At 41.5% G+C, this 15,991-nt stretch carries 11 protein-coding genes; all 11 read right to left on the bottom strand.

The window, feature by feature from the left end; genetic code table 11:
• Positions 1-141: 141 nt before the first annotated feature.
• The 11 genes from rodZ to PR808_RS20645 all read right to left on the bottom strand — a co-directional run bounded on the left by rodZ (position 142) and on the right by PR808_RS20645 (position 15,397).
• The gene (rodZ, locus tag PR808_RS09695; protein ID WP_206082451.1) at positions 142-1,089 is read right to left on the bottom strand and encodes a cytoskeleton protein RodZ; all 948 of its coding nucleotides are present in this window, start codon (positions 1,087-1,089) and stop codon (positions 142-144) included.
• Positions 1,090-1,288: 199 nt separating this feature from the next.
• Entirely contained in the window at positions 1,289-2,470 is a 1,182-nt protein-coding gene (locus PR808_RS09690; protein ID WP_206082452.1) for a bifunctional tRNA (adenosine(37)-C2)-methyltransferase TrmG/ribosomal RNA large subunit methyltransferase RlmN, read from the bottom strand.
• Positions 2,471-2,618: 148 nt separating this feature from the next.
• Positions 2,619-3,044 carry a nucleoside-diphosphate kinase gene (gene ndk / locus PR808_RS09685; protein WP_206082453.1) on the bottom strand — a complete coding sequence of 142 codons (426 nt, stop codon included), beginning with the start codon at positions 3,042-3,044 and terminating at the stop codon, positions 2,619-2,621.
• Positions 3,045-3,323: 279 nt separating this feature from the next.
• Entirely contained in the window at positions 3,324-5,645 is a 2,322-nt protein-coding gene (pbpC, locus tag PR808_RS09680; protein ID WP_272539199.1) for a peptidoglycan glycosyltransferase PbpC, read from the bottom strand.
• Positions 5,646-5,715: 70 nt separating this feature from the next.
• On the bottom strand, positions 5,716-10,755 hold the full coding sequence (locus PR808_RS09675) for an alpha-2-macroglobulin family protein (RefSeq protein ID WP_272539198.1): 5,040 nt from the start codon (positions 10,753-10,755) through the stop codon (positions 5,716-5,718).
• 316 nt (positions 10,756-11,071) lie between these two features.
• Positions 11,072-11,524 carry an enhanced serine sensitivity protein SseB C-terminal domain-containing protein gene (locus tag PR808_RS09670; RefSeq protein WP_225819013.1) on the bottom strand — a complete coding sequence of 151 codons (453 nt, stop codon included), beginning with the start codon at positions 11,522-11,524 and terminating at the stop codon, positions 11,072-11,074.
• Positions 11,525-11,650: 126 nt separating this feature from the next.
• Positions 11,651-12,946 (bottom strand): aminopeptidase PepB, encoded by a 1,296-nt coding sequence (gene pepB / locus PR808_RS09665; protein WP_206082457.1) that lies wholly within the window; start codon positions 12,944-12,946, stop codon positions 11,651-11,653.
• Between the two features lie 172 nt (positions 12,947-13,118).
• Positions 13,119-13,319, bottom strand: a complete 201-nt coding sequence (gene iscX, locus PR808_RS09660) for a Fe-S cluster assembly protein IscX (RefSeq protein WP_004912658.1) — start codon at positions 13,317-13,319, stop codon at positions 13,119-13,121.
• 67 nt (positions 13,320-13,386) lie between these two features.
• A complete protein-coding gene (locus PR808_RS09655; RefSeq protein WP_206082458.1) occupies positions 13,387-14,190 on the bottom strand; it encodes a helix-turn-helix transcriptional regulator in 804 nt (267 codons plus the stop codon).
• A gap of 40 nt (positions 14,191-14,230) precedes the next feature.
• A complete protein-coding gene (locus PR808_RS20650; protein WP_336298569.1) occupies positions 14,231-14,605 on the bottom strand; it encodes a hypothetical protein in 375 nt (124 codons plus the stop codon).
• A gap of 48 nt (positions 14,606-14,653) precedes the next feature.
• Positions 14,654-15,397, bottom strand: a complete 744-nt coding sequence (locus PR808_RS20645; RefSeq protein WP_336298568.1) for an MFS transporter — start codon at positions 15,395-15,397, stop codon at positions 14,654-14,656.
• Positions 15,398-15,991 lie beyond the last annotated feature (594 nt).

Here is a 15,991-nt window from a genome sequence, read left to right as displayed (position 1 = left end):
CCGAACGTCCATGTGCTCTTTGTTACCGTGGTATAGTGTTAACTATTGCTTCTATGCGTTCCACTATACACAAGAAAGCAAACTATAACCTATCAAAAAAGATGTTTTCGGATATAGTTTGCTTCTTCTTTACAATATTTTTTAAGCTTCTGGCAGCTTGAATTTCGCAGGGCGCTTCGCTTTGATAAAACGGCTTAAATCAACAGGATTACCTTGGAATTGAACGGTGACATTAGCAGGTGCACCAATATTCAAGCGGTAAGGCGCTGTGCCATCCAATTCCAGTTTATCACCATTATTTTTAGCGCCACTGAATAAAATTTTATTATTCGCATCACGAACTTCTAACCAGCACTGCCCTGTAAAATTCAGAACTAATGCACTGCTACTAACTGGTGCAGGTTCTTCCGTTTGCGTATTTTGCGTTCGGTCTTGTGAAACAGTCGATTGAGGTGCATTCGGTAATGGAATGGTTCTCACGTTTGCTTGTTCAGAAGCACTATTTGATACAGCACCTTCTGGAGCCAATGTTTCTGACGTATTTTCCAACACCGCTGTTCCCACTGTAATTGAAGGATCATCGATTGGATTCGGTAATTCAACAGGTGTTGTGTTGTTGTCTTGTTGAGACAAAACCAAATCACTTTGATTTGCCATTGAGACTAATTCATCTTTTTGCGCGTTGTGGTCTTGCCACCACCAAATACCTACCATTGCTATCAAGATAATCACAATCAACCACGTCAGTTTCATTAACCAACCTTCGCGTTTTTTGCGTTTTTTACCCAACGAGTAGCTTTGCATTGGTGATACTTTCGCCAGAGGGATAGGCTCTTCCACTTTCATGAGTGCCTTAATATCACTTTCTGGTACACCAACCATCCGCGCATATAAACGAATATAACCACGTAAAAAAGTGGGTTCAACACCAGCAGGAGCAATGTCTTCTTCTATCTCTTTTACCGTACTGGTTTTAAGGCATAATCGTTCTGCAACAATATCTTGCGTTAGCCCCATGCGCTGACGTGCCTGCGCTAATAATTGTCCTACAGTGACTGTAGTTTGTTCGGTATTATTTTCGATAGTCATTTGCTGGCAACACTATTTCCAAGTTAAAAAATATAAAGCAAATATTTATAAGCTCTATTCGTCAGAATTTATCATAGTTCTGAAACAACAATTAAATTTATCTTATTGCTTCACTATTGTAGGTGAACAAAGGCGTTTTGCCTAACGTAAAAACGCCTTGAAACATTACCTAACTCACTTATTGGATAATATCTATAAATCAGACTGATTTTACTTGGATAGGTTCCCCTGCTAAGCGTTTTTTCAACGTTCGCTTGGTTCTATCGATCACATCGCCAGCTAATTGACCGCAAGCTGCATCGATATCATCACCACGAGTCTTACGAACTATAGTCGTAAACCCGTATTCCATCAACACTTTAGAAAAACGATCGATACGACTGTTCGAACTTCGACCATATGGTGCTCCTGGGAATGGGTTCCATGGGATCAAGTTAATTTTGCTTGGTGTGTTTTTTAAACATTCGGCCAACTGGTGCGCTTGTTCTACGCTATCATTCACGTGGTCGAGCATCACATACTCAACAGTGACACGGCCTGCATTCGCATTCGATTTTGTCAGGTAGCGATTCACACTATTGAGGAAGGTTTCGATATTGTATTTTTTATTAATTGGAACAATATCATCACGAATATCATCAGTTGGTGCATGCAGTGAAATCGCCAATGCCACATCAATCATATCACCGAGTTTATCCAGCGCAGGAACGACACCTGACGTTGAAATCGTGACTCGGCGTTTTGATAAACCAAAACCAAAATCGTCTAACATGATTTCCATCGCAGGAACAACATTGTTTAAGTTAAGTAATGGTTCACCCATTCCCATCATCACAACGTTTGTAATTGGGCGGCGTCCACTGGATTTTAGTGAACCAATAATTTTTGCGGCACGCCAAACTTGACCGATAATTTCGGAAACACGCAGATTACGGTTGAAACCTTGTTGCGCTGTCGAACAGAATTTACATTCCAGCGCACAACCCACTTGGGATGAGACACACAATGTTGCACGATCAGCCTCTGGAATGTATACCGTTTCAACCAGTTGATCGCCAACTTTAATCGCCCATTTGATGGTGCCATCCGATGAACGTTGTTCATCTGCCACTTCAGGAGCGCGAATTTCAGCCACTTCTTGTAACTTGGCACGAAGGACTTTGTTGATATCCGTCATTTGCTCGAAATCATCGTAGCAGTAGTGGTAAATCCATTTCATAACCTGATCGGCACGGAACGGTTTCTCGCCCATTTGTGCGAAAAATTCACGCATTTGCTTGCGATTTAAATCGAGTAAGTTAACTTTTTGATTCGTTTTTTCTGGTGTGACAGAAATAGCGGAAGATGTTGCACATTGTGCATCAGTCGTCATATCGGACATGTGTATTGCCTCGTTGTTACACTTTCGGCAGTGCTGAGTTCAGCACGACGTAGATTTTGAGTAGTCTTAAAAATATAAGCGCCCTGCTAAATTATAGCAGGGCGTGGCATTGTACAAACTTTACAACAATAATGCTAATGCACGTTTATTAACGTGGGCAGATTTCATCAGCAGTGAAAAAATACGCGATTTCACGTGCGGCAGACTCTTCAGAATCTGAACCGTGAGTTGCGTTCTCTGTGAAACTGTCTGCGTAGTCAGCGCGTAAAGTACCCGCTAATGCGTTGTCTGGATTAGTTGCGCCCATCAGGTCACGGTGACGTTGAATTGCATTTTCGCCTTCTAACACTTGCAGCATGATTGGGCCAGAAGTCATGAATTCAACCAGACCATCAAAGAAAGGACGGCCTTTGTGTTCAGCGTAGAAGCCTTCAGCTTGTTCACGCGTTAAATGCATCATTTTAGCAGCAATGATTTTGAAGCCCGCGCTTTCGAAACGGTTGTAGATAGCACCAATCACGTTTTTCTTCACAGCGTTTGGTTTAATAATAGAAAATGTACGTTGAACAGTCATAAATAACCTCTTAGCGATTTATTAGGCCTTTATTCTTTGCTCTTCCCTGTAAGTTAGGATGCAAGAACGTAAAATAGGGGCATGTTGTAGTTTTTTATATTATTTCTAATTCGGATATTAGGGTTTTTGCCTCTAAAAATCAGCGCACCTAGGAAAAAGAAAAATAAGGCGTTGATTATAGGGGCTCTGATTACAATTTCCTACAGTCACAACAACATTTTGTTAAAGTTTTTATAGCAAAAAACACTATTTTTTCGGGTAAGTCACGTTTTTCCTCTGTTACTTAACTCTAAAGTTTAGCGCGGTGACTTGCCCGCTTAAATCTAAAACAGATATTTGGTAATTTCCGCTTTTTTCGAGTGTGAGCAAAATAGAGCCATTTTGCTCAGTGGAGTTCACTTGTTCACCATTTAAGAACCACCATTTCTGCCCTTGCCCACCTTGTGTGACTAAGCGTAAATCCAAGCTAGTTTTCCCTGGCAAGCGCTGTAAAACTTCCCCATCACGCACACCCGAAATCAATAACGGTGGCATTTCTAATTTCAATGGCGGGCAGCTTAAATCGGCTTTTGGTAGACGATTTTCACGTTTTTCACTTGAAGGCAACCAAGACTCAACCGTAATTGGCCACAAATGCACCTCTTTTTCTTGAGCCTTTGGACAATCTGCTGCTACTTGTAAACCTTGGTCATTGACCCAAATTTTTTGCCTTAGCCCTAATAATGACTCTTGATCACGCGCCATTAATGTTGGCGGGATGGTGTTATCCAAAACCCAACTTAAACGCCGCTGACGGCAATTGTTATCGTCTTTTAATAACGCCGTCCCCCCTGGCCAACAAATCACCGCTTGGCTAACACTTGCGGGCTTAGTATCTTTTGGTAGCGTCTCATGAGAGAGGTAAATTCGGCTCAATAACATGCCATTGACTTGGTTCATAATCGGGATGGCCGTTGCAACGCCTAATTGCCCCGCGACGGGAGTGGCATCAGGTCTTCCAACCCAAACCCCGATGGTATATCGCGGATTGACACCTATCGCCCATGCATCTCGGTAACCGTAACTTGTCCCTGTTTTCCAAGCTAAGTTCAGTTGCCCTGATAAATTAGCCTCTGGAACTGGACGTGCCTCTCCTCCCATAATACGACGGACAATCCATGCAGCTCCTGGCGACATCAATGCCCTATCGCGAATTTCATCCGTCGGTTTAAAACGCAGCGGCGATACATTACCTTTGCGTGCAAACGCACTATAAGCTGACACCAAGTCTTCCATCCGCGTTGCTGTACCGCCTAAAATCAACGACAAATTTGGCTCACTGCCCACAGGGAAACGTAATTCAGTACCCACGTTACGCAGTTGTGCGGTAAAGCGTTTGCTGCCATACACATCTAATAGTTGCACTACGGGCAAGTTTAATGAGCGCACCAGCGCATCACTCACGCTCACAGGGCCGTTAAAACCGCTATCAAAGTTACCTGGTCGGTAATCATTAAAACGCCTAGGCACGTCCTGTAGCAATGATTCAGCGTGGATCAGGCCATCATCCATCGCTAGCGCATATAAAAACGGTTTTAATGTCGAGCCTGGAGAACGCCAAGCGCTGACCATATCTACATGACCAAAACGGCTATTATCTTGGAAATCTATCGAACCTATATAGGCTTTCACCGCCATATCAGTGTGATCGACCACTAAAATCCCCAAGGAAGTTTGCTTGGGAAGTTGGTTTTTCCAGTTCATTGCCATGTCTTCCAGTTGACTCTGTAAACTGGCATCAATGGTCGTTTCAATGATCGACTCTTGAGCATCTTTGGTCACTCGTCGAGCCAACAGCGGGGCAGAATGTGGGTTTTTACGTGGTGCGAGCCAAATTTGCTCTTGCTTAATATCCGCCACTTTTTCGTGGCTCCAGACTTGGTATTCTTCAAGTCTATCCAGCACTTTATCTCGCGCCGCTTGTGCCCTTTCTGGATAGCGGTCTGGTCGTAAGCGGCTTGGTGCTTGTGGTAGCACTGCAAATAATGCCGCTTCACTGGCAGTAAGCTTGGCAGGGGATTTATTCAAATACACCCAGCTTGCCGCACCAATACCTTCTATCGTGCCCCCATAAGGCGCACGGTTTAAATACATTTCGAGAATATCATCTTTCGAATAATGATATTCCAGTTGAGCCGTTCGCCACAATTGCTTTAATTTTCCCCCCAGAGTACGTTCATGGGGGTCGATAAGCCGTGCCACTTGCATGGAAATGGTACTACCACCAGATACAATTCGCCCTGAGCTAACAAACTGCCCTGCCGCACGCACTAATGAAAATGGGTTTACGCCAGGGTGACGATAAAAATGACGGTCTTCGTAAGTTAATAGCGCTTCGATAAAATCAGGGGAAACCTCATCAATTTTGACAGGAAAACGCCAAATTCCGTCTTTATCCGCAAAACGCCACAGTGGTGTGCCATCAGCGGCCACAACGGTTCGTGCCATTTCGATCTGTTTGATTGGCAAAGGCCAAATTTTATCTGCTGCTAAAAATAATAACGGCAGCAAAATGACCAAAGACAAGAACGTAATGCCTGTGCGACGTAACCATTTTTTCATTGATGGGTGTACCGAAAAAGAAGTAAAGAAAAGCCCTTATATTCCACAACATAAGGGCCTAAGGTGATAATTAGCGAACGATTTCGACTTGCCCTTCTGAGTAGCCAGTTGCACGCCAATCAGGGACATACATTGACTCAACTTGTGGGACAGGGATGCTATACACACCTGGTGTCACGGCACGCGCTAAGTAAACCAAGGTTGTTGGGCGATACTGCTGAACCTCAACGGCAGCCACAAAGCGATCGTCACGGTATTCCATATGACGAATTTGTGATTGTTGCATGTCATCAATCAGTTCTTGCAAATTCGGTGCTGATTCACTTAAATTCGCGCTGCTATTGGCTAAGTTTTGGTTTTCCAACTCTAAGCCCGCAGGCAGCAAATCTACGACTAGTGCATCTGGCACGCTTTGCGATGCTTGAACTTCCAGTTTCACCACCACCATTTCACCGCTTCTTAATCTATCCAGTGAAATACGGTTACCTTTCATATCAAAGTAACTGCGTTGAATCCCTAGTACATTCGACATTGGTTTCGGTGAACGTTGTGGATAACCCACCACATTCAGGCGCGTATACAATGTGTTTGTGCCACTGTTTTCAATGCTATAGCCGTTTTGAATTTGGCCTTTACTTAAGAACTCACTAACAGGTTTGTCCGAAATCATCGGCGGTTCTTGCCCGTTAATTAACGCTTTCCACGGCGCTTCAGACTCATTCAAGTAGAAACGCCCTGCTAAGAACAATGCATTGCTTTCTTGAGTTGAGAAATAACGTTGCGAAGTCAGGTTATTTGACAGCGTTTGCAGTTTTTGGTCACGGGATTTCGGCATCAAATTATATTCATTTAATAACGCAATGATCATCGCATCATCACGAATGGTTGAGCCGTAATCACCAATATAGTTATAACCAGTACGTTGTTTTTTCAAGCCCTCAATAATCGCACTTTCACCACGGGATTTATCCCCCATCAGATTTAATGCCACCCCTAACTGAACCAATGGTAACCCGCTGATTGCATTGTTACTTTGGCTATACAGTTGGCGCAATGCCCCTAATGGTGCTTTTTGCTGTGATGCTAACACTAAACCTGCATACGCCTGTGTCGCAAAACGTGCAGCCGGCTGGTTGTCAGTGTATGGGTAATTGATTTGATTACCATCTTGCAAGTAACTTAACAGACGCGTATTGGCGTTGCTCAGTGCATCTTGCGGAACAGTGAAGCCACGTTGATTCGCTTTGTTTAAGAAATCTGCGGCATAAGCCGTTAACCAGTATTCTTCACGGCCGTTTCTATCCCATAAAGAGAAGCCACCATCGCCGCGTTGCATGCTTAACAGGTGTGGAATACCAATTTCAATCGCTTTATGGCGATCCGCATCTGTTTGCGTTTTAATCCCTAACTTGTTCAGCTCCGCTTGTGTGGAGAACAATGACGGATACAGACCACTGATAGTTTGCTCAAGACAACCGTATGGATACGCAAATAGCTCGCGAATATAACGAGAAATATCTAACGGTGGACGGCTAGTTAACAGCACTTGCCCTTCCAGAGTTTCAGGGTTCAATGCCGCTATTTGATTCGTTGGTAATGACCACACTGTACCGGGTTCAATTGCGGTTGCAAACGCTACAGTTTCCGCAGGTTGAGCAGGACGCACGCCCACTTTCCAGCTGTTGCTGTAATCTTTGTTCGCTTCCCCGTCAATCTTCATGCCATTAATGGTCATCGACACTTCACCTTGACCAAAACCATAGTCAGCTTTGACAGGTAAATTGATTGTCGTGCGCTTACCTTTTGGAAGCGCTAATTCACGGCTCGTCACACCATCCAACTTCACCATGCCTGACGCTTTGAAATTCACGGTCAGGTTTTGCGTGTTGTCTGTCATGTTAGTCAGGTCGAGGGCGAAATAGGATTTATCACCACCCGCCATAAAACGTGGCATCGACATTTGCGTCACTAACGGTGCGGCAACAATCACTTTGCTATCTGCATGGCCGAAATCTTTTTCATTCCACGCTTGTGCCATCACACGCAGTTCACCATTAAAATCAGGGATTGCGAGGGAGACTTCCCCTTCCCCATTTTTATCCAATGTGACAGGCTTGGCTTGCTCAGCGATAATCTGCACTTCTGTCAGTGGCTTCATGCCACCCCGTTCCAGCGCAGCCTCTTCGCTATCACCACCAAAACGTAGGTTCGCAACTTTACCTTGCCCTTCAATCAGATGACCATAAACGTCATATTGGTCAACACTGTAACGCTTACGACCAAAGAATGCGTCGTATGGGTCTGGCGTTTTGAAATCGGTGATATTCAGTACACCCGTATCCACCGCAGATAACAGCACATTCACTTTTTCAGGAAGTGGCTTGCCATCTTGCGCTGTCGCTTTAATCTTCACCGTTAAGTCTTGGTTCGGGCGCATTTTATCTGGCGACGTTAACGCTAAAGCAATTTTACGGTTTTCATCCGCAATCGGCAGATGCAGCACACCTACAGCACGCTTAACGGTGGCTTCTTTCGAGTCATCACCTGGGCGAACGACAACAGCTGAAATATATAAATCATGACGTGCCCACTCTTTATTCACAGGTACTTCAACGTCTAAGCCTTTTTCAGGCACATCTATCTCTTCCCACCACAGAGGGCCATTGCTCGATTCAAGTAGAACGTAACCTTTACCTGCTTTTGGTGATTCAATGCGAACTTTCGCCTTTTCACCTGGTAAATAAGCGGGTTTGTTCAGGCTTAATTTCACTTGGTCAGGGCGCACAGAACCGCTGCCGCCAGTGTTATCTTGCCATGAATAGCCCGCCCAGAATTGCAGGCTAGAGACTAACTGGTTTTCTGGATTCAGCACTTCAATGCGAAACGCGCCCCAATCCACAGGGAACGAGACTTTGGCAGTACCGTCTTTTGCAATCGCGATATTTTCATTCGCCATCACTAAATCTTTTTGGTCGTAATTGGATGACCAACCACCACTTTCAGACCAACTCCAGTAATAATCGCGGCGCTCATACACTAAACGCACGGTTAAGTTGTCAGCAGCTAGTTTATTACCCGCCGCATCCGCCATAACTAATTCGAACTCCGCCAGTGAATTTTCGTCCACATTATGGCGTTTCACATAACGGTCGGTGCGATAATCATAGATTTCTTTTTTCGCGAATAATGGGCGAATACCCACCAGTTTTTCCGCTGGCCAAATCGCTTGTTCCGCACGGCGCGTCACAGGGCGACCACCCGCTTCTAATAAGCTGGCCTGTAAAACCGCAGAAATTGGTGAACGAGTCGAACTCCAATTGCTATTTGGGATAGAAATAACCGTTTCACCATTGCTATCGAGTGTTAGGTCAAATTCATCCAACTTACGTGGTAAGCCTTCTTCATTGACGGCACCAAATTCAAAACCTGGCAATTTTGCGACAGCTTCACGGTTCGCTTTCAGGAGTATTTGCCCTTGCAGCTCATTGCTCGCCGCTGGTGCACCATACAAATAACGACCTTGAATATCAAAATCAACAGACTGAGTGGTTAAACGCGCCACATCACTGCCAACGATTTCTAATGCCATGCGTTCTGGCATAAAATCTTCAACATTGAACTTATAGTAACGCTGAGGTGAGCCATCCCCTAAATCAAAGCGTAATGACCAGCCACCAGTTTCGGCATTTTTTGGAATTTCAAATTGGTATTGATATAACCCATTTTGGTTTTCCTCAGGTTGCCAAACAAAGCTGCGCACCACTTGCCCATCGGTTTTCAAGATGTCAACTTTAACAGGCTGAGATTTAACAGGGTTACCATCACCATCACGCAGCAAACCATTTACTAGCAATAATTCACCAGGACGATACAAATCACGAGGGCCAAAGGTAAAGAATTGTTTTGCAAAACCTTCAGGCCCTGAAATATCGAATTCAGAAAGGTCCAACGCAGGTTGTGTTAAATCGATCATACTGGTTTGCCCATCATGGGTTGCCAGTAACAACTTGCCGCCAGCCAATTTATCTAATTGCGCATGACCGTCACCATCAGTGGTACCTTTGGTCACTAATTGGCCTTTTTCATCCAAAATACGCAATTCCACGCCTTTAATTGCGGAACCTTTAGCTAATGACTGAGTGAAAATATCCACACGGTCTTGGTAGCTGTGCAGCGATACGCCAATATCACTTAAAGTGAATACTGTCGCAGGGAATTGATAGCTGTATGAACCCGCTTTTTGCATGATTGCAAGGTACACGCCATCTTGCTGAAGTTCTTTGATGTCTTTCAGTGGCAATAAAATGGTCTGGCGGGTATTTTTATCTGGATTTAAATCAAAACGCCCTGTATAGGCCAGTTCAACCTTATCAAGAAATTCTTCGGAGTACCAATACTCGTAGTTACTGCGGTATTGCCACTGAGCTAAAAATTGCGGTAACTGTTTTTCATCCACACGGAAGAAATTCACATCCACTTTATCGACATTCAGCGCAATAACAGGCAAGCCTTGTGCCACTTTACTTGGTAATAAAGAACCTTTACTTGCAAAGCCAACGGTAGGAATGATTTGCGCCGTGGTGAACTTTTTATCGAACGTTTCAGAAATAGTGCGCTCATTAACCGCTTTAATACCTGGATTAATAGTAAGGTTTAATTCTTTTGACGGCGGTAAATGGCGAAAACGCAGTTCCATTTGATTATCAGACAGTTCCCAAGCACCATCTAATTTCCCTGACTTCACATCAATCAGGTTCACAAACTGCCCGAAATCTTGATTTGCTTGTAGCGGAACAGAGAAGGTAATGACCATCGCACTTGCACCATCAAGCTGCAATTCAGACGCATCCAGTACCGTTAAATCTTTCCCTGCGTATTTTTTAACTAACTCTTCAGTGGAAAGTTTTGGTGCTGTTTTTTTTTGCTCCGCAACGGGTGCCGTTTTGGTTTGATTTTCTGTCGACGATGCAACATTGTTTTCTTTTGTGGTTGGCTCTTTCGCGGTGTCATCACAACCAGATAATGCCACGACCGATGCTAATGCGATTGCAATATAGCGTTTTTTCGTTTTTAGACCCGCCAATGAAGCCCAACTAGATTGTTGTTTCATTACCGCCCGCCCTTTAATTAGTTAGAAATATTCTTTTTTTTAAGGTATTAACAGGAAGTTAAAACCCATTATGCATTTAGAATGGCTTTAGATTATGCATAAATGAAAACGATAGATATTTGTTTCATTCATCAACATAATTTAACAGAATGTGATCAAAAGACCTATCAGACAAAACGGAAAAAACTATCAGGGGCTAAAACAGTGGGAATGCGGGATATTTTATAAAAAGGAAGTGAAATATACGTATAATTAATTATCAATAATCTGTTTATGAGTGAGAAAATACAGTTTCCCCACTCAATACGTGATTTTATCAGGTATTTTTTACAGGGATAGTGTCACGTAAAAAACTGCCTAAACGGCGCTGATAAAACGGCTGAACATGTTGAGTAATAAAATGACTAATACCTTTTTCATGTTCATTGACCACACAAAAATCAATCGATTCATCATCATTTAAATACTCACAAGCTAATGTACCTGCTTCATGAATAATTGTATCGATATTCTCTGCGCCAGTGGTAAATTCCAATGCAATCATTAAAATAGGGTTTTCGTCACCCTCTTCATCTTCAAGCGCTGACACCATAAAAGCCCGTCTGACGACCTTATGTTGCTTAAAGAACTCAGTCAGCGCATCGACAATCGCTTGTGGCTCTTCATCTAACACACTTAATTTCAACGAGGAACCTTTCGGCACCGTTAACTCTGTAAATTGGATCTCAGTTTCTTGGTTCGCATTATGATTGTTCGATTGCTGCGACATGCTCATCCCCTACCATGAAAAAATAATCGTTTATTATACGCGTACTTTTGTTGAGGTAAAAAATTGTTGAGATAAAAAATAGGCACGGAAAGTTTCCCCTTCGTGCCTGATATCAATAATCGCAATTTATTTTGCTTTACTGATTAATAAATTCGCTAATGTTCTCACACCTATACCTGTTGCGCCCTCAGCCCATAAGCTAACTGGCGATTTACGGTACGTTGCAGAGCAGTCAATATGTACCCAATTTTGACGGTAGTTTTCAACAAAGTGGGATAAAAACGCTGCTGCTGTACTTGCCCCTGCCGTGTGTGATGGCGCAGCAATGTTGTTCAAATCTGCAAAACCAGACGGTAATTGCTGGCGATGGAACTCTGCTAGTGGCAAGCGCCAAAATAGTTCAAACTCTGCATCAGAAGCACTCATTAAATCGGCAACTAATTTATCATCAAAGCTTAAAACGCTGTGGTAATCGCCACCTACGGCTGTTTTTGCTGCGCCCGTTAAGGTTGCTGCATCAATGATAAGTGTTGGTTTTTCTTTGCTTGCATCAATCAAACCGTCTGCAAGGACTAAACGACCTTCTGCATCCGTGTTCATGATTTCAACAGATTTACCATTACGGTAGCGAATAATATCGCCTAATTTAAATGCATTGCCGCTGACCATGTTGTCTGCTAGGCACAAGAACATTTTGACACGTTTTTTCAAGCCGCGTGAAATGGCTAATGCTAGTGCGCCAGCTAGTGTTGCTGCCCCGCCCATATCCGCTTTCATAGAGTTCATAGAAGAGGATGGCTTGATGCTATAACCACCTGAATCGAACGTAATTCCTTTACCCACTAATGCCGCAAATACGGGCGCATCAGGGCTTGCTCCTGGATTATAATCTAATGCTAAGAATACAGGTGGGCGGCTAGAGCCACGACCGACGGTATGAATACCTGCATAACCTTGTTCTAATAAATCATCACCTTTTACAATACGATAGCTAATGTCTTGCGCACCAACGGTACAGAGTAAATCGATAGCACGTTGAGCCAATTGTTCAGGGCCGAGTTCTTCTGCGGGCGCATTAATCACATCGCGCACCCAATCCACGGTGCGAATGCGGTTTTCTAATTCTTTACGGTCATCCTCTGGCAATACAGGCCATTCAATGGTTCTTGCCCCTTTGGGTGCACGAAAACCTTGCCAAAATGCCCAACTTTTTTCTAAATCCCAACCCTCGCCAGTCAGTGCAACATTGCGGATACCCTGGCCGTCTAATTTGCGACCCGCACTTTGCACTGCACAAAGTTTACCAGCGTGCTTCAGGTGGATTGTCATTCCTTTATCGCCAGAGCTTAACAATGCGCCCTCACCCCAACAAGGTGCTGCTGGCTCACAAGAAATCATTACTGGCATAATTTGTTTTGTCATCGTTTTTCTCACTTTGTCTATTTTTACCGACAGCAAAAGCCCAATAATCTATCGGCAGATGCCTTTACCTTAACCGATAAATAGCGTTAGCGATATCATTATAGTGCTGATATAAAATAAAAAACCGAGCACATTTTCTAATGATTGCTCGGTCTTTAATATTAATTGCTAATTATTCGAACTCATCCAGCCAAACTAACAAGATAGCTTCTAGGATTTTTTCATTCGACTTTTGCGGGTCATCATCAAACTCTTCTAAGTCGCAAATCCATTGGTGCATATCCGTAAAACGAACTGTTTTAGGGTCGACATCTGGAAACGCGTCATACAGTGCTTCGCCGATTTCACGGCTATTTGACCATTTTAAACTCATGTTTTTCTCTCATTATACGAATAATTGTTTTTCAAATTATACTCCATTGAGTCATATCAATGGCCCTTCATTTATTCTTCATTATACTATTTGTAAGAGGTAAATCGATAAGTGTCTCCAGACATGCCAACGTAATACCTTGTTCTTTTAATGCAGTAAACAAGCCGCTTGATGATACATAAGGGCAGCCCAACTTTTCTTTGATGTTTTGTATTCGCTTATTTTCACTGGCTTCAGAGCAGCCTTGAATATAACTGATTTCTTTTACCCTACAGTGCGAAAGCAGTAACCTTATGGTTATCATTTCTTTTCGCGTAAAACGAATATTACCAAAGCGCATGTGCTTATGTGTATTGATAAATTCATCAGCAAGATTTTTAGTTTTACCTAACAACCCATTATCATCATTGATATTCGCTCTCATCGGTAATGCAATTTCTGGATTTTTTTTCCATGTATAGTGGGAGTAGTCCGCAATAATAGGACGATATTTATAAATTGCTAATATTTCAGATAAACTAAATTGCTTTTTAGCATTAATAGTCGTAATTTCAAAAATGTCGTCATATCTACTGCAAATATCTATTTTAAATTGATTTTTTTCTGTTTTTTTTAGTGTTTCTGCGTAAGCATCTGAGTAATTACTCCAATATTGAATACTCGATTTTAATCGTTCAGAAATTAAAAGGTCCAGATCATCTGCCCAACAAAGTAATTGCCATTCATAGTTACTTGATGATATATAGTATTCCTTTTTTTTAATATCAACAGAGAAAAAAGTTAAATCAATGTCATTCCAATCGAAGTATTTTGAAAATTCATTACTAAAATCTGAAAAGGTTTTTTCTAACACTATGCTTTCTATATTCATTTATTTACCTATGCAAAGTTTAAAATTGACTTACCATTATTTATCTACGAAAAGCAATAAATCTAACACCACCACAGAATGTTAAAAATACACCTATATAAATTAAATTAATATCGGCTAGATAGGATGTTATCAATGGTGTAATGCCCCCAAGCATAGTTACCGCCAGATTAAATCCTATTGCAAAATTTATCACATTACCTTCAGATGCATAAAACAACATATACGTACTATTAGATAACACCATAGCTGCATATAATGTTATTATAATCTGAGCTAATATTATTAGCTCTATAACTCGACTATTTATTAAGAAGAAAAGTGGAATAGATAAAACCAACATACAAGCCACACCCAAGTTATATATTTTTTTGGGATTACTATATTTATCAGCAAACCATCCAAAAAATAGCATGCTCACCAATAACAAAGTTGAAAACATTAACCCATACGTTGTTCTATTTTATATAATATTCACTTTTTCAAGAAAAATAGGCGTTGATACATTTTGCACAAAGAAAATAATACTACCTGGAATAGTTAATAAAAAAACATAACCAATATTAGCATAACTAATAGATAGCTTATTTGTATCTTGAGCTATAGACTCTGGTAGTTTAACACGAAACCAGAAACTAATAATGATATTTAAAACACCTAAAAATAGAGGGATTCTCCATCCTATTGTCTGCATTACCTGTGCTTCCAGCACATTCTCAAGAATGAAGACGATACCTAGTGAAAGGATAATCCCTAGCGTTGAACTACAATTAATAATTGCTGATATCCGGCCTATTTCTTCTTTTTTTGCATCATTAAGTAAATAAGTAGATAACGAGGGATATTCACCACCAAAACTAAATGAGAGAGCCATCTGTAAAATTAAAATAATAATGGGAGTATAATTAGCTAATAACTCAATTGGAAGTAGTGCCATACATAATGTTGCTGTACCCGTTATTATCCCTGTCAATATCAACGCTGATTTTTTTCCTGATTTTTGTGCATAGCGACCTATTATATACCCACCAACAGGCCGAGCAATAAAGCGTAATGCAAATATTCCCCATACCATTTCTGTGGCTTGGTTATAGCCTAGTCGTTCTAATTCAGCGCTGAGATAACCCGATATTGCGGCAAATACTGCAATATCATAATATTCAAGTGTATTACCCGCTACTGCACCAAACCGATACTTCCATTTCATGTTAAAATTCCTTTTTATATTTAAAATTATTGCATTGGTATTTACATGGAAATTAAATTATTATATTTTAACTTAAAAGACACTTCCCAATATCGATATTACCTATAACACAACAAATAAAATATAAAAAGTAAAAATTTAACCAACCCTATTAACCCATTAAACTAAAAAAAGAAATAAAATTAAAAACAGTAGTTGCATATAAAATAATTTCATTATTATATTTAATGCAAATAGTAAAAATGGCTCGTCATCTAAAAATAAAATTACCATAAGAAAACATAATTTATTTTTTAAATATTTTAAAATAACCATTAGCATATATATGAATATTTATTAATGGCTATTTAATGTTAATTATTTAAATGGCTAGTGTTGTCGCTAGGCGGCAAATTGAGCTAATCCCTAGGAGCATACAAAAGTATGTGACTAGGGTTAGCGAAAGAAGTCAACAACGCTACAGCATGAAGTATGATGAGCGTTTGGATTTTTTAAATAATTCACGTTGTAGCTAGGCCGTGATTAAGAGTATCTCGGGATGCATACAAAAGCATGTGACCCGAGTTAGCGAAAGAAGCCAACAACGCTACAGCG

This window comes from Providencia sp. PROV197 (assembly GCF_028479625.1).
GTDB lineage: Bacteria > Pseudomonadota > Gammaproteobacteria > Enterobacterales > Enterobacteriaceae > Providencia > Providencia vermicola.
The sequence above is the reverse complement of the archived record's forward strand: the minus strand, read 5'-3'. Positions and strand labels throughout refer to the sequence as shown.

What these genes read in the sequence shown, in the direction of transcription:
- pbpC (WP_272539199.1), bottom strand. Translation starts at nt 5,645, where the DNA reads ATGAAAAAATGGTTACGTCGCACAGGCATTACGTTCTTGTCTTTGGTC.
- ndk (WP_206082453.1), bottom strand. Translation starts at nt 3,044, where the DNA reads ATGACTGTTCAACGTACATTTTCTATTATTAAACCAAACGCTGTGAAG.
- rodZ (WP_206082451.1), bottom strand. Translation starts at nt 1,089, where the DNA reads ATGACTATCGAAAATAATACCGAACAAACTACAGTCACTGTAGGACAA.
- iscX (WP_004912658.1), bottom strand. Translation starts at nt 13,319, where the DNA reads ATGAGTTTAAAATGGTCAAATAGCCGTGAAATCGGCGAAGCACTGTAT.
- PR808_RS20645 (WP_336298568.1), bottom strand. Translation starts at nt 15,397, where the DNA reads ATGAAATGGAAGTATCGGTTTGGTGCAGTAGCGGGTAATACACTTGAA.
- PR808_RS20650 (WP_336298569.1), bottom strand. Translation starts at nt 14,605, where the DNA reads ATGCTATTTTTTGGATGGTTTGCTGATAAATATAGTAATCCCAAAAAA.
- pepB (WP_206082457.1), bottom strand. Translation starts at nt 12,946, where the DNA reads ATGACAAAACAAATTATGCCAGTAATGATTTCTTGTGAGCCAGCAGCA.
- PR808_RS09675 (WP_272539198.1), bottom strand. Translation starts at nt 10,755, where the DNA reads ATGAAACAACAATCTAGTTGGGCTTCATTGGCGGGTCTAAAAACGAAA.
- PR808_RS09655 (WP_206082458.1), bottom strand. Translation starts at nt 14,190, where the DNA reads ATGAATATAGAAAGCATAGTGTTAGAAAAAACCTTTTCAGATTTTAGT.
- PR808_RS09690 (WP_206082452.1), bottom strand. Translation starts at nt 2,470, where the DNA reads ATGTCCGATATGACGACTGATGCACAATGTGCAACATCTTCCGCTATT.
- PR808_RS09670 (WP_225819013.1), bottom strand. Translation starts at nt 11,524, where the DNA reads ATGTCGCAGCAATCGAACAATCATAATGCGAACCAAGAAACTGAGATC.